Source organism: Bradyrhizobium sp. SZCCT0153, assembly GCF_018129995.1.
Classification (GTDB): Bacteria; Pseudomonadota; Alphaproteobacteria; order Rhizobiales; family Xanthobacteraceae; genus Bradyrhizobium; species Bradyrhizobium japonicum_G.
In genome coordinates, this window is the sequence record NZ_JAFCKS010000003.1 from 817,350 (window position 1) to 838,651 (window position 21,302).

The window sequence follows — 21,302 nt, forward strand, 5'->3', positions numbered from 1 at the left end:
TTTAAATTCCTCTCGGCGACGGCGCGGACGCAACGCCCATCTTCTCCAATGCGTACGCGACGCGCAGCGCGATGTCCTCGCGCCATGGCGCGGCGATGATCTGCACGCCGATCGGCAGCGGCTCGAGCGGCACCGGCACGGCGACGACGGGCAGGCCGATGAACGAGATCGGCTGGGTGTGAATGCCGATATTGGCGCGCACCGGCAATTCGACGCCGTCGAGCGTGAAATTCACCTGGCCGAGTTTTGGCGCGGTGCAGGGCGTTGCCGGCGCGATCAGCACGTCCACCGACTTGAAAATCTCGGCGAATTGCGCACGGTACCAGCGGCGGAACTTTTGCGCGCGGTCGACCAGCGGTGCCGGCACCATCGCGCCCGCAATCAGCCGGTCGCGCACGGCGGGATCGAAATCGTTCGGGCGCTTGCGCAGCCGGTCGAGATGCAGCGAGGCGCCTTCGGTGGTGGAGATGACGTAAGCCGCTGCACGGGCGCGCGCGGCTTCGGGCACCTCGACGACCTGCGTCGCACCGAGCGCCTTGGCGACACGGCTGACGGCTTCGACCGCTTCCGGGAAAACGTTCTTCTGGAAGTAACCGCCGGCGACGGCGATGCGCAGGTCCGAAACCGGATTGGCGAGCAGCGGCGTCGTCGGTTCCAGACCGCGTGTGGTCGTGCAGGCGGCATCGTCGGCATCCGGCCCCTGCATCGCGTCATAGGCGAGCGCGAGATCGGTGACGGAGCGTGCGAACGGGCCGAGATGATCGAAGCTCGCGACGAACGGAAACGACCGCGCGCGCGACAGCCGGCCATAGGTCGGCTTCAGGCCGAAGATGCCGCAGAAGGAGGACGGCACGCGGATCGAGCCGTTGGTGTCCGAGCCGAGCGCGATCGGCACCAGCGCGCCGCCGACAGCGCTTCCCGAACCGCCGGAGGAGCCGCCGCTCATCCGCGTGGTGTCATGCGGGTTGCGCGAGGGGCCGTCATGGACGTTCTCGCCGGTGAAGTCGTAGGCGTATTCGCCCATGTTGAGTGCGCCGACCAGCACGGCGCCGGCGGCTTCCATGCGTTCGATCAGCGTGGCATCGCGCTTGGCGGGTGCAAGATCGCGGTTGATCTTCGAGCCTGCGCGCGTGGGCAGGCCCGCGACGTCGAACAGGTTCTTCACCGCGAAAGGCACGCCGGCGAGCGGGCCGACGGTCTTGCCGGCGGCAATGTCCGCATCGATCGCGCGCGCCTTGGCGCGGGCGCGATCGGCGGTGACGTCGGTGAAGGAATTGAGGATGGTGTCGTGCTGCTTGATGCGCGCGAGCGCGGCTTCGGTGGCATCGAGCGCGGACAATTTGCCGCCGGCCACCGCCTTGGCGATGTCGGCAGCCGTCATCTCTGGCTTGGTCGTCATGGCGGCGTCAGACGGTGAATACGGGCGCCGGCTCGGTCTCGTCCGGCAGCGCGAATTCGTCGACGAGGCGGCCGAGCCGCAGCGACACTTCGAGGTTGGCGCGAACCGCCGGCCTCCAGGCCTGCTCGACCGGCAGTGCCAGCGCCTTGGATACGGCGTCGATATAGTCGTCCAGCGGCTCGGCCATCACGCTCCCAAACAATCAGTGCACTCTCAGTGTACTGGCAACGGCGGATGCGGGATCGCCGTCAACAGCTCCTTGGTGTAGTCGTCCTGCGGATCGCTCAAAACCCTCTCGGAAGAGCCTTCCTCGACGATTCGACCCGTCCGCATCACAATGACACGATCGCACAACAAGCGCACTACGTTCAAATCATGCGAGACGAACAGATAGCTCATACCTAGCCGCGCCTTGAGGTCCTGGAGCAGGTTCAGGACCACGGCCTGGACCGAGACATCGAGCGCCGCCGTCGGCTCGTCGAGAATGACGAGCTTGGGATGCAGGGCGATGGCGCGGGCGATGCCGACACGGGCCTTCTGGCCGCCGGACAATTGGTGCGGAAACCGATCCAGCAGGTTGAGCGGCAATCCGACCATGGTGGCCAGCTCCTCGCAGCGGGCGCGGAGCGCGTCGCGCCCCCTGACGTCGCCGAGCTGCATGATCGGATCGGCGATGGCGCGCACGGCGGTGAAGCGCGGGTTGAGGCTGTCGGTCGGGTCCTGGAACACCATCTGGATGTGGCTGCGTTGCGGCAGCCGGGCAAACGAGGCAGGCGGCATGGCGCCGATGTCCTCGCCGTCGAACTGGATCAGGCCGGAGGTCTGGTCGAGCAGCCGCATCACCATCATCGAGGTGGTCGATTTGCCGCAGCCGGATTCCCCGACGAGGCCGACGCTCTCGCCGTGGCCGATCGAGAAGCTGATGCCGTCGACGGCGCGGAAAACATCCGGCTCGACCGGCGGCTTGCGACCGAACAATTTGCCGAGCGTCGCAGTGGCGCCCTGGCGGGGATATTCCTTGACCAGCTTTTCGATCAGGAGAAGGGGCGTCTTCTCCCTCTCCCCGTCCTTCACGGGGAGAGGGTTGGGGTGAGGGGCTGTTTCCGCGAGCACGGCGCTGGGAGAGCCCCCCTCACCCGCCGCACTTCGTGCATCGGCCTCTCCCCGCGCGCGGGGAGAGGCAAGAGCCTCTTCCTCCGGCAACAGATCGCGCAACGACACGCCAAGTCGGGGCGTCGCGCGCATCAGCTTCTTGGTGTAGGGGTGCTGCGGATTGGCGAAGATGTCGGCGGCCTTGGCGGTCTCGACCACACGGCCCTTCTCCATCACAACGACGCGGTCGCAATAGGCCGCCGCAAGACCTAGGTCATGCGTGATCAGGATGGTCGACATCGACTTGCGCTTGGTCAGCTCGACGATCAAATCCATCACCGCCTTCTGCGTGGTGACGTCGAGGCCGGTGGTCGGCTCGTCCGCGATCAGCAGCTGCGGATTGCAGGCGAGCGCGAGCGCGATGACGACGCGCTGGCACATGCCGCCTGACAGCTCGAACGGATAGGCGTGATAGCGCTCGCGCGGACGGGCGATCTTGACCTGCTCCAGCGCCTCGATCGCCTTCTCGCCGTGATCCGAAACCATGGCCTGCTGCACATGGGTGCGCAGCACGTCCTCGATCTGGTCGCCGACTTTCCGGATCGGATTGAGCGCGGCGCGCGGGTTTTGGAAGATCATCGAGACCTCGCGGCCGCGCAGGTCGCGCATCTGGTCTTCGGTCGCGGCCTTGACGTCGATGCCGGAGAACATCACCGAGCCCTCGGCGATCCGCCCCGCGCGGTCGAGGATGCGCATCACCGCATAGGACGTCACCGACTTGCCGGAGCCGGACTCGCCGACGATGGCGAGCGTCTCGCCCTTGGCGACGGAGATGTCGACGTGCTGCACGGCTTTGACGATGCCGCGGCGGGTGGTGAATTCGACCGTGAGGTCCTGGACGTCGAGGAGCGGCTGGGCGGTCATGGCTGGCTCCCACTCAAAAATGTCGAAAACAACCCCATGCACAGTAGAATGGCATTGGAATCATTGGGGATTTTCCGCCGGAGAATGCATAAGGGCGGGCACTGCTCTCTCATTCCGCCCGGGGCCACCCTCTCCCCCGCCCTCCCCCGCAAGGGGGGAGGGAGCGCACCGGTGAACGAGGAAGCAATCATCACGTCCTCCGCTGGGGATCGACGATGTCGCGCAGGCCGTCGCCGAGGAGGTTGAAGCAGAACACGGCGATCATCAGGGCAAGGCCCGGGAACAGCGCGATCCACCATTCGCCCGACACCATGAAGCCCGCGCCCTCGGCGACCATGATGCCCCATTCGGCGGTCGGCGGGCGGACGCCGAGGCCGATGAAGGACAGGCCCGCGGCATTGAGGATGGCGTAGCCCATGGTCAGCGACATCTGCACGATCATGATCGGCATGATGTTCGGCAGAATGTGCACCAGCAGGATGCGGAATTCGCCATTGCCCGACAGTCGCGCAGCCTGCACGAAGCCGGCATTGCGGCGGACGTTGGCCTCCGCGCGCGCCACGCGGGCGTAGAGCGGGAAGTTCACGATGGCGGTCGCCAGGATAATGTTCTGCACGGTGTTGCCGAGGGCTGCGACGATGCCCATCGCCAGCACGAACAGCGGGAACGCCATGATGGTGTCGGCGATGCGGCCGACGATGCGGTCGGTCCAGCCGCCGAAATAGCCGGCGGCGATGCCGGCGAGCCCGCCCATCAGGAACACCAGCACGACCGAGGCCACCGCGATGAACGTGTCGAGCCGCGTCGCCACCACGACGCGGCTGAAGATGTCGCGGCCGAGCTGGTCGGTGCCGAACCAATGCGCGGCCGAGGGTGCTTTCAACGCCGCCGCGGTATCGGAGGCGAGCGGATCATACGGCACCACATAGGGACCGAAGATCGCGGCAAGCAGGATCACGATCAGCAGTGCGAAGGAAAATCCCGTGACCTTGTTCTCGCCGAGAACGTAGCGGGTCTGTTCGAGGATCGCGACCAGTCCCGAGGTGCGTGCGGGGCCGGCGGGTTCAACAGCAGGTGCAACGGAGCTCATGGTTCAGCCCTCCAACCTGACGCGCGGATCGATCACGCCGTAGAGAATGTCGATCACGAGATTGAGCAGCACGTACATCACCGCCATGGTCAGCACGAAGCCCTGCACCGGTGCGAAGTCCGACGAGATCAGCGCTTCCACGGCGTAGGAGCCGATGCCGGGCCAGGCGAACACTTTCTCCACCAGCACGTTGGCGCCCAGCAGGAACGAGAACACCATGCTGAGCGTGGTGATGACGGGCAGCATCGCGTTGCGGAAGGCGTAGGTGACGATGACGGTTGCCGGCGACAGGCCGCTGGCGCGCGCGGTGCGGACGAACTCCGACGACAGCACCGCCAGCATCGAGGCGCGGGTCATGCGCGCGATCGGCGCCAGCGAGAAGATCGCAAGCGTCGTCGCCGGCAGGATCAGCTGGCTCAGCGCCGAACGGAACGCCTCGAAGTCGCGCGCGATCAGGGTGTCGATCAGGTAGAAGCCGGTTACCGTCGGCGGTGCGCTGTAGAACACATCGAGACGCCCGAGCGGTGCGGGCGACCAGCCGAGCCGGAAATAGAAAACGTAAACGAGAACGAGGCCGGTGAAGAACACCGGCAGCGAGACGCCGGCCGTCGTCGTGACCCGGCAGAGATGATCGACCCATGATCCCGGCCGCGTCGCCGCCAGCACACCGAGTGGAATCGCGATCACGATCGAGACGACGAGACCGAGCAGCGTCAGCTCGGCGGAGGCCGGCAGGCGGTTGCGGATCTCGGCTGCGACCGGCTGGCCCGTGGTGAGCGAGTTGCCGAAATCGCCATGGGCGAGATCGTTGGTGTAGCGGAAGAACTGCTCGATCAGCGGCCTGTCGAGGCCGAGCTTCTTGCGGATCTGCTCGACGGCTTCCTTGGTCGCGGCGGGGCCGGCGAAATAAGCGGCGGGATCACCCGGCAGAGCGCGCGTCAGCAGGAAGGTGACGATGACGACGCCGATCAGCGAGGGGATCGCGAACATCAGGCGCTTGCCGATCATGGTCAGCATAAGAGCGCTCTCCTTCTGCCTTGCAATTGGGAGCAACCTCGCACGGCTTGCGCCGCTGCGTTCCCTCCCCCCTTGCGGGGGAGGTCTAGGGAGAGGGGTGGCCCCAAGCGAGGTCTGAGTTCGTGGCTACCCCTCTCTCCAACCCTCCCCCGCAAGGGGGGAGGGAGCCTGAAGAGCGAGCTCACCTCACCCATGACACGTCACCCCTTTGCCATCGCGCGATAATCCAAGCGGCGGTGGAACCAGTATTGGTAGCCGCTGATGTTCTTCTGCATCGCGACGTTGACGAAGGGCTGGTACAGCGGGATGCGCGGGATGTCGGTAAAGGCGAGATCGACAAAGCCCTTCACGTCGGCATCGTAGGTCGCCTTGTCGGCGATGGCGGCGGCGGTGCGCGCGCCGTCGATCAGCTTGTCCATCTCCGCCGACTTGTAGCTCATGGTGTTGAATACGGAATTGTTGCCGTGATAGCACCAGTAGAAGAAGTACTCGGGGTAATCGAGCCAGCCCGAGAACACGTTGGTGAAGAGCGGCATTTCCTTCTTGTTCAGCTCGGTGCGCCAGTTGGCGCCGGGCACCTTGTTGATGGTGGTCTTGATGCCGATCTGCGCGAGCGATTCCTGCACCAGCACGCAGAGCGGCTCGTTGACGCCGGCGAAATTCAGGTCGAACGAGATCGTGGTCTCGAAGCCGTTGGCGTGGCCGGCCTCGGCCATCAGTGCCTTCGCCTTCTCCATGTCGGTGTTGTACTTGTGCGGTTGCGGCCAGGCCACTTCGGTCGGCTTGTCCTTGGGTGCGCCGAACATCGGGTTCGCCAGACCGAACATCACCGCGTCCATGATCTTCTGATAGGGAAGCGCATAGGTGACCGCCTGACGGACCTTGGGATTGTCGAACGGCGGCTTGGTGACGTTCATGCCGATATACTGGATGCCGTTGGAGAACGGCAGCGACACGACGTTGAGCTTGCCGTTCGCCTTCATCTCCTGGAAATCCTTGTTCGGCAGCTCGTAGGAGATGTCGGCGTCGCCGCGCTCCAGGAGCGCGCGGCGGTTTCCGGCCTGCGGCACCATGCGCCAGATCACGCGCTTGATCTTCGGCAGGGGCCCCCCGACCCAATCCTCGTTGCGCTCCATCACCACTTCGGTGCCGGCAGTCCACTTCGTCACCTTGTAGGCGCCGGAACCCGCGGTCTGCTGCTTGGTGTATTCGAGGCCCCAGGGGTCCTTCTCGCTGGCGTTCTTCTTCACCAGCTCGGAATTGATGATGCAGGGCACGATGACGGCGAGATCGGGAATCGTCAGCCTGTCCTTCTTCAGGAAATCCACGCGCACGGTGTGGTCGTCGATCACGACGAACTGCTCCGGCTTGGTCAGCGAGCCCGCGCTCATCTGGAAGGTCGGGAAGCCGCCGACGCTGACGGCGCGATCGAGCGACCACTTCACGTCCTTGGCGGTGACGGGCGCGCCGTCATGGAATTTGGCGTTCTTCTTCAGCTTGAAGGTGACCGACATGTCGTCGATCTTCATGTCCTCGGCGAGCTCGCCCTTGAACTTGTCGCGGTCGTAATAGGGCACGCCGCCGGGACCGCTCTTCATCTCGTGGCTGATCAGCCGGTCATAGCAATTCCAGGACACTTCATAGCCGGGCACGTTGGTGCCGACGCCGTGGATGTCGAGATTGTTGGGCCCGCCCTCCGAGACGATCAGCAGCGTCTCCGAACGCGCGTCCGCCTGGGCGGACGAAATCACCGACGGCATGGCCGGAAGCGCCGCGCCTGCGGCCAATCCGGTGGCGGACTTGAGGAAATCGCGGCGTTTCATGAAACGGCTCCAACTCAAAAAGTTTCTGGTTGGAACTGGATTCGCAAAGTTCGTGCCAAAACTTAGCGGGACGCTAATCCGGCCATTAACACGCTGATATATAAAGAATTATCGGCCTTTTGCCACGCAGGTCATATTTTAAGCAGCCCCTTCAATTGCATACAAAGAGACGATTTTGCTCTTAAATTAGGCGACAAAATGGGGCGCTTTCGAATTAAGCAAGAACCGGGACCTGCTTCACCCCCGCCAGATCAACTCCTGAAGCTCGATCAGATCACGCGCCTGCTCCTGCCAGCCCTCGATGCAGACGTGGCTGTTGAGGTCGCTGGCGCGGTGCAGCAGCATCAGGGCCATCAGCCGGCGCTTGAGTGCGAAATCCAGCTTCGCATAGCCAAAACCTTCAAGCAGGCTGCGGACCCTCCCCGGCCGGCCGGCCGCCATGAAGGCGCTGGGGCCGAGCAGATCGTAGTCGCGCCATCCCGCCAAAACGTCGCCGAAGTCGAACAGTCCGGCCAGCGACCATTGGCCGTCATCGCAGGCGAGCAGAAAGTTCTCCGGAATGTATTCGCCGATCAAAATCACCGGCGGCGCATCCATCGGGATCAGCGCGGCCGCGTCGCGCAGGAGATCGTCGAGGCCGGCAAGGAATTGGGGCGCAAGGCCGAGACGCGTGTGCCGCGCCTTGCATCCCTGCATCTGGGCGCGCATGAAGTCGTGCCAGCGTGGTTCGATGTGCGCGAGCGGGCCGAGCGGCGCGCACTGCACGGCCGCGATGGTCTCGCCGATCTGGCGCAGCAGGCGTTCCTTCTGCGCTTCGGCGAGTTGCGGCCAAACCTCCGAGCCGAGCGTGCCGGCAAGACGGGTGATGATCAGATAGGGCCAGCCGTCGCGTGTCCCACCCGCGACGATCTCGGGGATTGGCAGAGGAAGGCGGCCGGCAAGCTGCGTCAGCGATCCGCGCTCGGAGACGAATTGCGCGCGCAGCAGCGGCGGGAAAATCTTCAGGATCAGCCTTTCGCCGAGGCCGACGACGAGATTGGTGCCGGTCGAGAATACGTGCGGCGCACTGGTATTAAGACCGTGGCTACGCGCGATGTCGAGTGCGATGGGGAGCCATTGCTGCGGGTCCGAGCGAAAGGCGCGAAAGCTGGCTGCATCGTCGAGCTGAGGGAGCTCGTGCAAAGTGGCTTTGGTCACGGGCGCCCGCTCAGCCAGGCGGGTTTTGATTGATTCCATGCAAACCAGGCAGACGGTGCACCTCTCGCGCTTGCGGGGGAGGTCGGCGCGAAGCGCCGGGTCGGGGTTCTCTCCTCCTGGCGATTATCCCGTTGCGGAGACACCCTCTCCCCAACCCTTCCCCGCAAGCGGGGGAGGGAGCGCACCGCGTTCGCGGCGGCAGCGACATCTAATCGCGACATGCTACCGGTCCGGGCTGGCGCGCTCGAACTGGCGCAGCAGCTTGTTGCCGCGCTCGACCGCGGAATCGAGCGCTTCCTGCGCGCTCTTGTGGCCGGCAAAGGCCTGCTCCAGCTCGTCCTCGATGGCGCCGCGGATCAGCACGAAGGAGCCGAGCCGGATGCCCTTCGAATTCTCGGTCGGCGGATGCAGCGTGATCTCCTCGAACGAGATCGCGGAGCCCGGGGTACGCTCGTAAAAACCCTGCGCGCGCGTCAGCTCGAAGGCGGCGCGGGTGACCGGCAGATAGCCGGTGTTCTGGTGCCAGGCGGCCTGCACGCCGGGCTGCGACAGATAGGCGAAGAATCGCGCCACGCCCTTGTATTCCTCGCGCGGGCGGTCGCGCAGCACCCACAGCGTGGCGCCGCCGATGATCGAGTTCTGCGGCGCGCCCTTCACGTCGGGCCAGTACGGCATCATGCCGTAGCCGATCTCGAATTTCGAGTTCGCCTTGATGTCGGCGCGCGTCGCCGAGGAACCGATGAAGATGCCGCATTCGCCGTTCTGGAAGCGCGGCTCGGCCGACTGGCCGCGGCCGCTGTAGTCGAACAGTTTTGTCTTCTGCCATTCGGCGAGCTGGGCAACGTGTTTGACGACGACCGGATTGTTGATCGTCAGCTCGGCATCCAACCCGGCAAAGCCGTTCGTGCGGGTTGCGAGCGGCAGATTGTGAAATGCCGAAAAGTTCTCGACATGGATCCATGACGGCCAGGACGTGGTGAAGCCGCATACGGCGCCGCGGTCGCGCAGGCGCTTTGCAGCCGCACCGAGCTCCGGCCAGGTCTTCGGCGGCGTCTCCGGGTCGAGGCTCGCATCGCGGAACATGGTCTTGTTGTAGTAGAGGATCGGCGTCGACGAGTTGAACGGGAACGACAACAGATTGCCGGCCGCATCGGTGTAATAGCCGGATACGGCGGGAAGGTAATCGTTGAGCGAGAACGGCTCGCCCTGGTCGCGCATCAGGCTGAACACCGGATAGATCGCGCCCTTGGCCGCGGTCATGGTGGCGGTGGCAACCTCGTTGACCTGCACGATCGCGGGCTGGCTGCGCGAGCGGAAGGCGAAGATCGCCGCCGTCACCGTTTCGGTGTAGTTGCCCTTGTAGCTCGGCACGATGCGGTAGTCGGACTGCGAGGCATTGAAGTCGGAGGTGAGCTTGTCGAGCTGCTTGCCGAGTTCGCCCGACATGGCGTGCCACAGTGCGATGTCGGTGGCGGCGTTTGCCTGCGCGGAGAACGTAAAGGCCGCGGCGGCGGCAACGACCTGCAAAAAGCGCAATGCTGAAATCACGATGGCTGTTTCCGTGTCGCGCGGCAAAAGGCGACGCATCCTGCTTACGGCGCGGCATTTCCAGTTTCAACCGGGAATGCGCGCCGGCCGCGCCGCACAATTACGCCGTGGCGCCCGGCGGGATGGCCTTCCCTTAACCATCTGCTAGATTGCATTGAACCTTTTGCTCCCGCCATAGACTCCACCACTGAGGGGTTGAGTGTGCCAGTGTTGAACCGTGCCGAATTTTCGCGGACCGGGGTGGTTTTCGTCGCGCTTCTGATCGCCATCTGCGCGACGGGCGCCGTTGCGCGCGAATTCCGCGCTGCCGACACCCAGACCGAGGATTACCCCACCGTGCAGGCGCTGCGCTACATGGGCGCCCTGATCGCCGAGCGCACCGGAGGCCGGCACGAGATCAAGGTATTTCATTCCCGCCAGCTCGGCGAGGAGAAGGAGACCATCGAGCAGACCCGGGCCGGCGCGATCGACCTCAACCGGACCAATGTCGCGCTGATCGGCAACTTCGTTCCGGCGATGAACGTGCTTGCGATGCCGTTCCTGTTCCGGTCCATCGAGCACATGCAGAAGGTGCTGGACGGGCCGATCGGCAGCGAGATCCTGAACAGCTTCGAGCCCTACGGCTTCGTCGGGCTCGCCTTCTACGATTCCGGCGCGCGGTCGATCTACAACGGCGTCCGCCCGGTCAGGAGCATCGCGGACCTCAAGGGATTGCGGATCCGGGTGCAGCAGTCGGAGTTGATGAGCCAGATGATCCGCTCGCTCGGCGCGGAGCCGGTCGAGATGCCCTATGGGCAGGTGCTCGCCGGGCTTGCCAACCACCTGATCGACGGCGCCGAAAACAACTGGCCATCCTTCGTGACGACAGACCATTACAAACATGCCGGCTACCTCGCGCTCACCGAGCACACGATGAGCCCCGAAGTGCTGGTGATCTCGCTGAAGGCCTGGAAGAGCCTGTCGGCCGACGACCAGACCATCTTCAGGGAGGCCGCCCAGCGCTCCAGCCGCTTCATGCGCGAGAAATGGCGCGACCTCGAGGAGCAGTCGCAGCGCACGGCGCAGGAGGCGGGCGTCACCATCGTCAGGGACATCGACCGCAAGCCGTTCGAGGACGCGATGGTCGGGATCTATGTCGGGGCCGAGCGCGATCCCGCCGCCGCCGCTTTGATCGAACGCATCCGCAAGGTGGAGTGAGGCCTCTTGCCCGGGCTTGGACACAGCGAGCACGCAGACAGGCCGCCCAGCCCGATCGGGCGGCTGCGCGCGCGGCTCGTCGGCGTGCTCCGCGCGGTGCCGATCCGCTGGCGCATCCTGTCGATCGCGGCGCTGAATTCCGCCGTGGTGGTGGTGCTGGTCGCGCTGATCTGGAACGGCTCGCAGGTGCTGGGCTCGGCCTGGGACGACGTGCGCCAGGTGCGTGAATCCGACCGGATTCTGGCGCTGCTCGAAAGCGAGACCGGGCGGCTGCACAATCTGATCCACCGCTACATCAACCAGCCGAGCCCGGACCTGTTCGCCGAAATTCTGCTGCTGCGCGAGGCGGTGCTGGGCACGCTGACCAACCGCGCCGCCAAGGACCCGATGCTGTCGGGCTCGGTCGAGGAGCTGGAGCGCACCACCGACCGCTTCCTCAACGGCTTTGGCGAGCTGCGCAGCGTCCAGGCCACCATCGCCAAGACCTATGAGGAGCAGGTGCAGGGACCGGCCAAGGACATGGCCGGCCTCTACTCCATCATCGAAGGCGCCACCGGCCATCGCGACGCGCTGATCTGGCCGTCGCTCGGCAAGTCGCGCGAGGCCTTCACCGCGATGCTGGTCGCGGCCAATTCCTATTATCTGTCGCTGTCATCGGGCGCGGCAGACGACGCGCGCCGCAACACCGAGACGATCGAGAAGACCGTCCCCGTGATGATCGATCTCGCCGACAACGACCTGCAGAGGATGGCGCTGCAACGGCTCGGGACCCGCACCGCCGCGCTGCGCGAGGGCTTCGCAAAGCTCTCCGAGCAGCTCACGAGCCGCACCGAGCTGCTGCGCAACACGATCGACGCCAACCAGGCCGAGGCCATCGGCGCCATCGACGATCTCTCGACCAAGATGCGCCAGCGCGAGCAGAAGGCGCAGGCGACGTTCGACCGCGCGCTCGCCGATATTTCGCGGCGGGTGCTGTCGATCGCGGTGATCTTCCTCGGCATCATCCTCAGCGCCGGCGTGCTGATCGCGCTGTCGATCCGGCTGCCGCTGCAGCAGATCATGGCGGCGATGCGCGCGATCACGCTCGGCGACCTCGACCGCGAGGTACAGGGCATCACGGCGCGCGACGAGGTCGGCGCCATGGCGCGCGCGGTCGAAGTGTTCCGCGAGAACGCGATCGCCAAGCGCCAGACCGAGGACGAGTTGCGCGCGTCCAAGGAGAAGGCCGAGAGCGCGCTGCTCGAGCTCAACGCCGCGCAGCAGAATCTGATCGACGCCGAGCGGCTCGCGGCGCTCGGCGGCCTCGTCGCCGGCGTCGCGCACGAGGTCAACAACCCGATCGGCATCAGCCTCACGGTGGCGTCCAGCCTTGCCCGGCGCACCGAGATGTTCGAGGCCCAGCTCAAGGGCGAAGGCGGCCTGCGCCGCTCGCAGCTGGAGGAATTCGTGCAGTCCTCGCGCGACGCCTCGCAGCAGCTGGTCGGCAACCTCCAGCGCGCCGGCGAACTGATCCAGTCGTTCAAGCAGGTCGCGGTCGACCGCTCGCATGCCGAGCGGCGGCAGTTTTCCTTGAGCGAAGCCACCGACCAGATCATCGCGAGCCTGCGCCCGGTGCTGAAGCGCTCGCCGACCACGCTCCAGGTCGACATGCCGGAGGGGCTGCTGCTCGACGGCTACCCCGGCTCCTACGGCCAGATCCTGACCAACCTCTTCCTCAACGCCGCCAACCACGCCTTTGCCGACGGCCGGGCCGGTACCATCACGATCTCGGCGCGGCCGCGGGGGGCCGACGACGTCGAGATCATCTTCAGCGATGACGGGGCCGGCATGACCCCCGACGTGCAGCGCCAGGCCTTTGACCCATTCTTTACCACCCGGCGCAATGAAGGTGGCACGGGACTTGGCCTGCATATCGTCTATAACCTCGTCACCCAGCAGCTCGGCGGCCGCATGATGCTGGAATCCAAGCTGGGACAAGGCACTACTTTTCGCATTATCATGCCGCGGGTCGCCAAGGGCGGCACGCAATGCACAGAGACCGACGGGACTTCTCAATGGCCGAACAGGACGATGTCCTCCACCTGATCGACGACACCGGTAGCGCGTCGGAGGATACGGACGCCCGGAAATGGAAGATCGCCGTCATCGACGACGATCAGGCCGTGCACGACGGCACCCGCTTCGCGCTGTCCGACTACAGCCTCAACGGCCAGGGCCTGGAGATCCTGTCGGCCCATTCCGCGGCGGAAGGTCGCAAGCTGATGGCCGCGCATAGCGACATCGCCGCCGTGCTGCTCGACGTCATCATGGAGACCGATGTCGCCGGCCTCGATCTCGTCGAGTTCATCCGCAACGAGCTCAAGAACGAGACAGTGCGCATCATCCTGCGCACCGGCCAGCCGGGCCAGGCGCCCGAGCGGCGCGTGATCGTGCAGTACGACATCAACGACTACAAGGCCAAGACCGAGCTCACCGCCGACAAGCTGTTCACGTCGCTGACCGCGGCACTGCGCTCCTACCAGCAGCTCGAGCGCATGTTGCAGACTCGGCGCGGGCTCGAGATCATCATCGACGCCGCCTCGACGCTGTACGACTTCAAGTCGATGCAGCGGCTCGCCGAGGGCGTGCTGACCCAGCTCGCCTCGCTGCTCAACGTCGATTGCGCCGGCATACTGGTCCTGCGCGACAATGGCGGCGTCGACCCCGAGCTCTCGGTGCTCGCCGGGAGCGGCTGCTACAGCCGCTTCATCGGCATGACCACGTCGAAGACGCTCGACCCGGAGCTGCGCCAGATGGTGGAGGACGCCTTCCAGCGCCGCAAGAACGAATTCGCCGACCATCGCAGCGTGATCTATCTGCGCACCGGAAGCGGCCGCGAGGTGGTGGTGCTGCTCCAGGCCGAGCGCGAGCTGTCCGAGACCGACCGCTCGCTGGTCGAGATCTTCTCCAGCCGGCTCTCGATCGCGTTCGACAACGTCATCCTCTACCAGCAGCTCCAGGCTGCCAACACGCAGCTCGAGGACCGCGTCGCCCAGCGCACCCGCGCCCTGATGCAGGCCAACCGCCGCCTCTCGGCGCAATGGCTGCGGCTGCAGCGTGCCAATGGCTTCAAGAACGAGATTCTGGGCACCGTCGCGCACGACCTGAAGAACCCGCTCGGCGTCATCCTCGGCCGCACCGAGATGTTGAAGGAGCTGATCTCGACCGGCGCGTCGGAAGGCGGAGTGGTCGCCCAGGTCGACCACATCCGCGACGCCACCAAGCGCCTGACCACGATGGTCGATCACCTGATCTCGGACGCGATGGCCGATGCCTTCGACATCACCATCCGCCGCGAGCCGGTCGACGTCGCAGCCCTGGTCAAGGAGGTCGCCGAGGCCAACCAGCCGCTCGCCGTCAACAAGCAGCAGGCGATCAGCGTCACCGCGCCGTCCAACATCGTCACCATGTGCGACACCGACCGCATCCGCGAGGCGATCGACAACCTCATCAGCAACGCCATCAAATACTCGCCGATCGGCGGCAAGATCGGCGTCGTCGTCAGCCATGAGGGCGGCGACACCGTCATCCGCGTCAGCGACGAGGGCGCCGGCCTGTCGCCGGAAGACCTCGGCCGCCTGTTCGGCCGGTTCCAGCGGCTGTCGGCAAAACCGACCGCGGGCGAGAGCTCGACGGGGCTTGGGTTGTCGATCGTCAAGCGTATTATCGACATGCATGGCGGCGAAGTGACCGCCGACAGCGAGGGCCCCGGCAAGGGCTCGACCTTCACCATCGCCCTTCCCGCGACCGAAATGCCGTGATGTTGAGACCATGACCCAAAGCCAGCACATCATGATCGTCGACGACGAGGCCCCGGCCCGGGAGATGGTCGGCGATTACCTCAAGATGCACGGCTTCACCGTGACGCTGTGCGACGGCGGCAAGAGCTTGCGCACCGCGATCCAGGGCGGCATGCCCGATCTGGTCGTGCTCGACCTCAACATGCCCGAGGAAGACGGGCTCTCGATCATCCGCGACCTCAAGAGCCGCATCAACGTGCCGGTGATCATGCTCACCGCGACGGCGAGCCCGATCGACCGCGTCGTCGGCCTCGAGCTCGGCGCCGACGATTACGTGGCAAAGCCGTGCGAGCTGCGCGAACTGATGGCGCGCATCCGCTCGGTGCTGCGCCGGAGCGCACCGGTGAAGGCGGCGGCGACGGAAACGGCGGCTGCGAAATCGGACAAGGATCAATTGGTACGGTTCGGGACAAAGTGGCTCGATCTCGAAGCCCAGGCCTTGCGCGACGACGAAGGCAACGAGCACCCGCTGACCGCATCCGAATTCGGGCTCTTGAAGGTGTTCGCGGCCAATCCGAAGCGCGTGCTGTCGCGCGAGCGCCTGCTGGAATTGGCCAACGCGCGCGACGCCGAAGCCTTCGACCGCGCCGTGGATCTGCGTATCATGCGCATCCGCCGCAAGATCGAGCCCGATCCCGCAAAACCCGCCGTGATCCGCACCATCCGCGGCGGCGGCTATCTGTTCTCGCCCGCAGGCGAGAAGGCGTAGCGGCGATAACAACAGCCTTCGCCGGGACGACATCGAGATTGAGGCAGCAACCGAACGCAACAGACGGAAATTCGTTCCCGGCGCCTCGGACGGCCTCCAAATCTCGACCCCCGTATTTTCCGCACATTGAAATTACACGCTTTTTTACCCCGAATGTTTCGTCGCGCCCTGTCCCACGAAACAATTTGGCGGCGCACGAAACCATTTTCCGCTTTTCGTGCAGACGTCCCGAAACGTTGGCTCATTAACACTTTGGTCCAAGGAAACGCCGCTCGGTTGCGGCGCTACGGGGAGCCAAGTCAATGCCGAACGTCATCGCCATCAACGCCCAAGCCAGCCAGAGCATCATTGCCGCTCAGGCGACCTCGGACGACATGCTTCTTGAAAGCATTGCCGACGGCAACCGGACGTCGATGCACATCCTTTATTGCCGTCACAATGTGCGCGTCTACCGCTTCATCCTGCGCATCGTGCGCGATGCCACCACGGCGGAAGACCTCGTCAGCCAGGTGTTTCTGGACGTGTGGCGGACCGCCGGTCAATTCCAGGGCCGCTCGCAGGTTTCGACCTGGCTGCTCTCGATCGCCCGCTTCAAGGCGCTGACCGCGATGCGCCAGCGCCGCTTCGAGGACATCGACCAGGAAGACGTGCGCCAGATCGCGGATGATTGCGACACGCCGGAGACCTCGCTCGACCGCAGCGACACCAGCGCCATCCTGCGCGCCTGTGTGCAAAAACTGTCACCCGCACATCGCGAGATCATCACCCTCGTCTACTATCACGAGAAGTCGGTGGAGGAGGTCGGCCAAATCATCGGCATCCCCCAGAGCACGGTGAAGACCCGGATGTTCTACGCCCGCAAGCAATTGGCCGAGTTGCTTAAGGTCGCCGGCGTCGACCGTTTCGCCGCCTAAGGCCAAGGATTTCAACGGGATAGGACCGCCCATTCGGCCCTGTCCCCGGACACGGAAGTGTTACCGCCGACGAAACAATTGAAACAAAGCACAACATCAGGCGGAAAAACTTCCCTCCTATAAAGCTCACACACGGTTTCGCTTAAACCTCCCAAGACCTCCAACGACCCGGACGGGATGCCCCCCTCCGGGTCGTTTTGTATCTGGGGCTTACCTGTCGGCTACTAGCTCCGGCGTCGGTGGCCCACTTGAGTGAGGCGGCCACCACTTTCTCATTCCCTCCCCCCTTGCGGGGGAGGGGCAGGGAGGGGGGTGCCACGAACTCCGACCTCGCTTGGGGCTACCCCCCTCCCCTGCCCTCCCCCGCAAGGGGGGAGGGAGCGCACCACCGTCGTCGCCGGCACAGTTGCCTCGCGACGCAGCCACACGTCACGAACGTGTGACGCCACGTAACGACCGGCACATCCGGCCCGAACTGCCCTCGTGACTCCCTCCACGAGTGCCCCATGCTCGAGCTGACCTTCGCCGTCCTTGCCGGCATCCTCACCATCGCCGCGCCCTGCACGTTGCCCATGCTGCCGATCCTGCTCGGTGCTTCGATCGGGCGCGCGGGGCATCTGCGGCCCGCGATGATCGCGCTCGGCTTCGTCGTCTCGTTCTCGGCGGCCGCGCTGCTGCTGGGTGCGATCACGCAGGCATTCGATTTCGATCCGAACGTGCTGCGCGAGGCCGCCTCGATCCTGCTGCTCGGCTTCGGCCTGTTGATGCTGTGGCCGGCGCCGTTCGAATGGCTGTCGATCCGCCTCAATGGCTGGCTCGATCTCGGCAATGCGAGCACGACGCAACGCGAGGGCGCGCTCGGCGGGCTGGTGCTCGGCACCACGCTCGGCCTGGTCTGGACGCCCTGCGCCGGCCCGGTGCTCGGCTCGATCCTGACGCTGGTTGCGACGTCGAAAAATCTTGCCTGGGCCGGCACGCTGCTGATCGCCTACGCCATCGGCGCGGCGATCCCGATGCTGGCGATCGCCTATGGCGGACAGGCCGCGACCACGCGGGTGCGCAGTCTTTCGCGCATCTCGCCGCGGCTCCAGCAGGGTTTTGGACTCGTCGTGATCGCCTTCGCGGTCGCCGCCTACTTCCAATACGACACGCTGATCGTGGCGTGGCTCACCGGCTTCTATCCCACCGGCCAGATCGGCCTGTGATCACCCTGCATCTCAACCGGAGGACGCTTCAATGACCCTGAAATTGCTCGCCGTGTCTGCCTCGCTGATCGGCTTCGCCCTGACCGGCGCCGCCATTCCGGGCATCTGCGACGAGGCCACGCCCGCGGCGCCGATCCAGGTCGCGGCCGCGAGCCTACAGACCGCGCCCGACTTCACCGGGATCAGCACCTGGTTCAACTCGAAGCCGCTCAACATTGCCGATCTCCGCGGCAAGGTCGTGCTGGTCGACTTCTGGACCTATGGCTGCGTCAACTGCGTCAACACACTGCCGCACGTCACCGACCTCTATGCAAAATACAAGGACAAGGGCCTCGTCGTGGTCGGCGTGCACACGCCGGAATTCCCGTTCGAGCGCTCGGCCTCCAACGTGCAGGCCGCGCTGAAGCGCCATGGCATCACTTATCCGGTGGCGCAGGACAATGATTCCAAGACCTGGAACGCCTACAGCAACCAGTATTGGCCGGCGCAATACATCATCGACCAGAACGGCAAGATCGTGTTCCAGCACGCCGGCGAAGGCCGCTACGACGAGATCGACCGCACCGTGGCAAAGCTGCTGAACGCCAGCAGCTGATTTCGTGGAGGTAGACAAAGAGTCCTATAGGATGCGAGCACGGCATGGGTCATCAATGCACTGGCCGGGCGCGATGGCTTAGCTGAGCCGCCAGATCGGCGCCCGCATCGCCACGACTTGTCGTGTTGGACGGGAGCGCCGATGTTATCGAACCTTGATCCGATCGTGCTCGCACGCGCGCAGTTTGCCTTCACGATGTCGTTTCACATCGTGTTTCCGGCGTTCTCGATCGGGCTTGCCAGCTACCTGGCGGTGCTCGAAGCGCTCTGGCTATGGACCGGCCGCGAGGTCTTCATCAACCTGTTCCACTACTGGCTGAAGATCTTCGCGATCGCTTTCGGCATGGGCGTGGTGTCCGGCATCGTGATGTCCTACCAGTTCGGCACCAACTGGTCGGTCTTCGCCGACAAGACCGGACCGGTGATCGGTCCCTTGATGGCCTACGAGGTGCTGACCGCGTTCTTCCTCGAGGCGGGCTTCCTCGGCGTCATGCTGTTCGGTCTCGAACGCGTCGGCCCGCGGCTGCACTTCGTCGCGACGCTGATGGTCGCGATCGGCACCCTGATCTCGGCGTTCTGGATCCTCTCGGCCAATTCGTGGATGCAGACCCCGGCCGGCTACGCCGTGAATGCCGACGGCCAGTTCGTGGTCGCCGACTGGTTCAAGGTGATCTTCAATCCGTCCTTTCCCTACCGTCTCGTGCACATGGTGCTCGCTGCCTATCTGACGACGTCGCTCGTGGTCGGCGCCGTCGGCGCCTATCACCTGCTGCGCGACCCGCATCTTGCCGGTCCGCGGGTGATGTTCTCGATGGCGATGTGGATGGCGGCGATCGTCGCGCCGATCCAGATCCTGGCGGGCGACCAGCACGGCCTCAACACGCTGGAGCATCAGCCGGCCAAGGTGATGGCGATGGAAGGGCATTACCAGAGCCATCCCGACGGCGCGCCGCTGGTCCTGTTCGGCCTGCCCGATCAGGCGGCCGGCAGGGTCGACTATCAGATCGCCATCCCGAAACTGTCGTCGCTGATTCTGAAGCACTCTCTCGACGCGCCGCTCGCGGGACTCGATACCGTACCGCGCGAAAACTGGCCGCCGGTGCCGATCACATTCTGGTCATTCCGCATCATGATCGCGCTCGGCTTCCTGATCTTCGCGCTGGGGCTGTTCAGCCTGTGGACGCGCTGGCGCGGCACCCTGTTTGTCTCCCGGCCGCTGCATATTTTCGCGCTGACGATGGGGCCGGCGGGGTTCATCGCGGTGCTCGCTGGCTGGATCACCACCGAGACCGGCCGGCAGCCCTTCACGGTCTACGGCCTGTTGCGAACCGCCGACGCCGTCTCGCCGCTGGCCGCGCCCGCGGTCGGCTCGTCGTTGCTGGCTTTCGTGGCCGTCTATTTCATCGTGTTCGCGGCGGGCGCCATCTACATTCTGCGTCTGATGGCGGCCTCGCCGCATCACGGCGAACAGGGGCCAGGCGGCGACATGCCGACGCGCGCCGCCGGAATCACGCCGGCTTCGGGCGTCGCGGGACAAGGGGCGCTGTCATGATCGCCGCCATTGACCTCGCTACAGTCTGGGCATTCATCATCGCCTTCGCGGTGTTCGTCTATGTCGTGATGGATGGATTCGATCTCGGCCTCGGAATGCTGTTCCCCCTATTTCCCGCCAAGGCCGACCGCGACGTCATGATGAACACGGTGGCGCCGGTCTGGGACGGCAACGAGACCTGGCTGGTGCTGGGCGGCGGCGGCCTGATGGCGGCCTTTCCGCTCGCCTATGCGGTGCTGATGCCGGCGCTCTACACACCCATGATCGCGATGCTGATCGGTCTGGTGTTCCGCGGCGTTGCCTTCGAATTCCGCTGGCGCACCACGGCCACACGAAACCGCTGGGACATTGCCTTTGCCGGCGGATCGCTGCTGGCGACGCTGGCGCAGGGCGTCGCGCTCGGCGCCATCCTGCAAGGCGTGCACGTCGAGGCGCGACACTATGCCGGCGGCTGGTGGGATTGGCTGACGCCGTTCAGCATATTGACGGGCGTCGCCCTGATCATCGGCTATTCCCTGCTGGGCGCCACCTGGCTCATCCTGAAGACCGAGGGCGCCCTGCGCGACAAGGCCTATCGGCTGAGCTGGTATCTGCTGTTCGGGATGCTCGCGGCGATTGCTCTGGTCAGCATCGCCACGCCGTTTCTCAGCATCCAGTACGCGCAGCGCTGGTTCGCCTGGCCAAGCGTCGTCCTGGCCGCGCCGGTTCCGATCGCGGTCGCCGGGGTCACCGCGCTTCTGATGCGCAGCCTCGCGCAAAAGCAGGACTCGCGACCGTTCCTGCTCTCGCTGATGTTGTTCGCCCTGTCCTATGCCGGGCTCGGTATCAGCATGTATCCCTACATCGTGCCGCAGAGCATCACGATCTGGCAGGCAGCCGCGCCGCAGAACAGTCAGATCTTCATGCTGGTCGGCGTGGCTGGACTGGTGCCGCTGATTCTCGGCTACACCGGCTGGGCCTATTGGGTGTTTCGCGGCAAGGTCCGGGCCGGGAGCGGTTATCACTGATGCCGCGCAGGGCAGAGCCAGGGCAGCTCGGGCGGCGGCTGATGTGGTTCGCCATCCTCTGGCTCGGCGGGGTGGGCGCCGTGACCGCGATTTCGTTCGGTCTCAGACTGTGGCTTGCGCCGAAATGATCGGCCCGGCCGCTGAACCCCAATAGCTGACGCGGCAGGCCCCGATGCGGCTTGACTCCACGGACCC

At 65.1% G+C, this 21,302-nt stretch carries 18 protein-coding genes; 10 read left to right on the plus strand and 8 right to left on the minus strand.

The genetic code is table 11. The annotated features are described in order from the left end of the window. Position 1: 1 nt before the first annotated feature. From JQ572_RS17520 to ugpB, 8 genes are all read right to left on the minus strand, one after another. Positions 2 to 1,399, minus strand: coding sequence for an AtzE family amidohydrolase (locus JQ572_RS17520; RefSeq protein ID WP_211384109.1), 1,398 nt, complete (start codon positions 1,397 to 1,399; stop codon positions 2 to 4). A 7-nt stretch (positions 1,400 to 1,406) separates the two neighbouring features. Continuing rightward, positions 1,407 to 1,586, minus strand: coding sequence for a DUF4089 domain-containing protein (locus JQ572_RS17525; protein ID WP_211384108.1), 180 nt, complete (start codon positions 1,584 to 1,586; stop codon positions 1,407 to 1,409). Between the two features lie 26 nt (positions 1,587 to 1,612). Then, a complete protein-coding gene (locus JQ572_RS17530; protein WP_211384107.1) occupies positions 1,613 to 3,415 on the minus strand; it encodes a dipeptide ABC transporter ATP-binding protein in 1,803 nt (600 codons plus the stop codon). A gap of 190 nt (positions 3,416 to 3,605) precedes the next feature. Further along, positions 3,606 to 4,505 carry an ABC transporter permease gene (locus JQ572_RS17535; RefSeq protein ID WP_211384106.1) on the minus strand — a complete coding sequence of 300 codons (900 nt, stop codon included), beginning with the start codon at positions 4,503 to 4,505 and terminating at the stop codon, positions 3,606 to 3,608. A gap of 3 nt (positions 4,506 to 4,508) precedes the next feature. Then, positions 4,509 to 5,522, minus strand: a complete 1,014-nt coding sequence (locus JQ572_RS17540) for an ABC transporter permease (protein WP_211384105.1) — start codon at positions 5,520 to 5,522, stop codon at positions 4,509 to 4,511. A gap of 200 nt (positions 5,523 to 5,722) precedes the next feature. Then, positions 5,723 to 7,345, minus strand: a complete 1,623-nt coding sequence (locus JQ572_RS17545; RefSeq protein ID WP_211384104.1) for an ABC transporter substrate-binding protein — start codon at positions 7,343 to 7,345, stop codon at positions 5,723 to 5,725. 237 nt (positions 7,346 to 7,582) lie between these two features. Further along, the gene (locus tag JQ572_RS17550; RefSeq protein WP_349643098.1) at positions 7,583 to 8,542 is read right to left on the minus strand and encodes an aminoglycoside phosphotransferase family protein; all 960 of its coding nucleotides are present in this window, start codon (positions 8,540 to 8,542) and stop codon (positions 7,583 to 7,585) included. Between the two features lie 222 nt (positions 8,543 to 8,764). Beyond that, positions 8,765 to 10,129: a sn-glycerol-3-phosphate ABC transporter substrate-binding protein UgpB gene (gene ugpB / locus JQ572_RS17555; RefSeq protein WP_211384102.1), complete on the minus strand. Its 1,365-nt coding sequence runs from the start codon at positions 10,127 to 10,129 to the stop codon at positions 8,765 to 8,767. Positions 10,130 to 10,291: 162 nt separating this feature from the next. On the opposite strand from ugpB, the gene JQ572_RS17560 reads away from it, so the two are divergent. The 10 genes from JQ572_RS17560 (at position 10,292) to JQ572_RS17605 (ending at position 21,235) form a co-directional block, all read left to right on the plus strand. After that, a complete protein-coding gene (locus JQ572_RS17560) occupies positions 10,292 to 11,287 on the plus strand; it encodes a TRAP transporter substrate-binding protein (RefSeq protein ID WP_211384101.1) in 996 nt (331 codons plus the stop codon). Positions 11,288 to 11,341: 54 nt separating this feature from the next. Beyond that, positions 11,342 to 13,372, plus strand: a complete 2,031-nt coding sequence (locus JQ572_RS17565; RefSeq protein ID WP_211384218.1) for a sensor histidine kinase — start codon at positions 11,342 to 11,344, stop codon at positions 13,370 to 13,372. Continuing rightward, positions 13,342 to 15,087, plus strand: coding sequence for an ATP-binding response regulator (locus JQ572_RS17570; RefSeq protein WP_211384100.1), 1,746 nt, complete (start codon positions 13,342 to 13,344; stop codon positions 15,085 to 15,087). Before JQ572_RS17565 ends, JQ572_RS17570 begins: the two co-directional genes overlap by 31 nt. A 10-nt stretch (positions 15,088 to 15,097) precedes the next feature. Further along, on the plus strand, positions 15,098 to 15,835 hold the full coding sequence (locus JQ572_RS17575; RefSeq protein ID WP_211384099.1) for a response regulator: 738 nt from the start codon (positions 15,098 to 15,100) through the stop codon (positions 15,833 to 15,835). Positions 15,836 to 16,137: 302 nt separating this feature from the next. Further along, on the plus strand, positions 16,138 to 16,749 hold the full coding sequence (locus JQ572_RS17580; protein ID WP_211384098.1) for a sigma-70 family RNA polymerase sigma factor: 612 nt from the start codon (positions 16,138 to 16,140) through the stop codon (positions 16,747 to 16,749). A gap of 506 nt (positions 16,750 to 17,255) precedes the next feature. After that, positions 17,256 to 17,954, plus strand: coding sequence for a cytochrome c biogenesis CcdA family protein (locus tag JQ572_RS17585; protein WP_211384097.1), 699 nt, complete (start codon positions 17,256 to 17,258; stop codon positions 17,952 to 17,954). Positions 17,955 to 17,985: 31 nt separating this feature from the next. Further along, a complete protein-coding gene (locus JQ572_RS17590) occupies positions 17,986 to 18,549 on the plus strand; it encodes a thioredoxin family protein (protein ID WP_211384096.1) in 564 nt (187 codons plus the stop codon). A gap of 141 nt (positions 18,550 to 18,690) precedes the next feature. After that, a complete protein-coding gene (locus JQ572_RS17595; protein WP_211384095.1) occupies positions 18,691 to 20,100 on the plus strand; it encodes a cytochrome ubiquinol oxidase subunit I in 1,410 nt (469 codons plus the stop codon). Further along, positions 20,097 to 21,107: a cytochrome d ubiquinol oxidase subunit II gene (gene cydB, locus JQ572_RS17600; RefSeq protein ID WP_211384094.1), complete on the plus strand. Its 1,011-nt coding sequence runs from the start codon at positions 20,097 to 20,099 to the stop codon at positions 21,105 to 21,107. Before JQ572_RS17595 ends, cydB begins: the two co-directional genes overlap by 4 nt. Continuing rightward, positions 21,107 to 21,235: a DUF2474 domain-containing protein gene (locus JQ572_RS17605; protein WP_211384093.1), complete on the plus strand. Its 129-nt coding sequence runs from the start codon at positions 21,107 to 21,109 to the stop codon at positions 21,233 to 21,235. Before cydB ends, JQ572_RS17605 begins: the two co-directional genes overlap by 1 nt. Positions 21,236 to 21,302: the final 67 nt, after the last annotated feature.

Bases quoted from the DNA above. Each gene is read 5' to 3' on its own strand.
- JQ572_RS17605 (WP_211384093.1), top strand. From the start codon at position 21,107: ATGCCGCGCAGGGCAGAGCCAGGGCAGCTCGGGCGGCGGCTGATGTGG.
- JQ572_RS17595 (WP_211384095.1), top strand. From the start codon at position 18,691: ATGTTATCGAACCTTGATCCGATCGTGCTCGCACGCGCGCAGTTTGCC.
- JQ572_RS17585 (WP_211384097.1), top strand. From the start codon at position 17,256: ATGCTCGAGCTGACCTTCGCCGTCCTTGCCGGCATCCTCACCATCGCC.
- cydB (WP_211384094.1), top strand. From the start codon at position 20,097: ATGATCGCCGCCATTGACCTCGCTACAGTCTGGGCATTCATCATCGCC.
- JQ572_RS17545 (WP_211384104.1), bottom strand. From the start codon at position 7,345: ATGAAACGCCGCGATTTCCTCAAGTCCGCCACCGGATTGGCCGCAGGC.
- JQ572_RS17520 (WP_211384109.1), bottom strand. From the start codon at position 1,399: ATGACGACCAAGCCAGAGATGACGGCTGCCGACATCGCCAAGGCGGTG.
- JQ572_RS17525 (WP_211384108.1), bottom strand. From the start codon at position 1,586: ATGGCCGAGCCGCTGGACGACTATATCGACGCCGTATCCAAGGCGCTG.
- JQ572_RS17590 (WP_211384096.1), top strand. From the start codon at position 17,986: ATGACCCTGAAATTGCTCGCCGTGTCTGCCTCGCTGATCGGCTTCGCC.
- JQ572_RS17535 (WP_211384106.1), bottom strand. From the start codon at position 4,505: ATGAGCTCCGTTGCACCTGCTGTTGAACCCGCCGGCCCCGCACGCACC.
- JQ572_RS17570 (WP_211384100.1), top strand. From the start codon at position 13,342: ATGGCCGAACAGGACGATGTCCTCCACCTGATCGACGACACCGGTAGC.
- ugpB (WP_211384102.1), bottom strand. From the start codon at position 10,129: ATGCGTCGCCTTTTGCCGCGCGACACGGAAACAGCCATCGTGATTTCA.
- JQ572_RS17580 (WP_211384098.1), top strand. From the start codon at position 16,138: ATGCCGAACGTCATCGCCATCAACGCCCAAGCCAGCCAGAGCATCATT.
- JQ572_RS17530 (WP_211384107.1), bottom strand. From the start codon at position 3,415: ATGACCGCCCAGCCGCTCCTCGACGTCCAGGACCTCACGGTCGAATTC.
- JQ572_RS17575 (WP_211384099.1), top strand. From the start codon at position 15,098: ATGACCCAAAGCCAGCACATCATGATCGTCGACGACGAGGCCCCGGCC.
- JQ572_RS17540 (WP_211384105.1), bottom strand. From the start codon at position 5,522: ATGCTGACCATGATCGGCAAGCGCCTGATGTTCGCGATCCCCTCGCTG.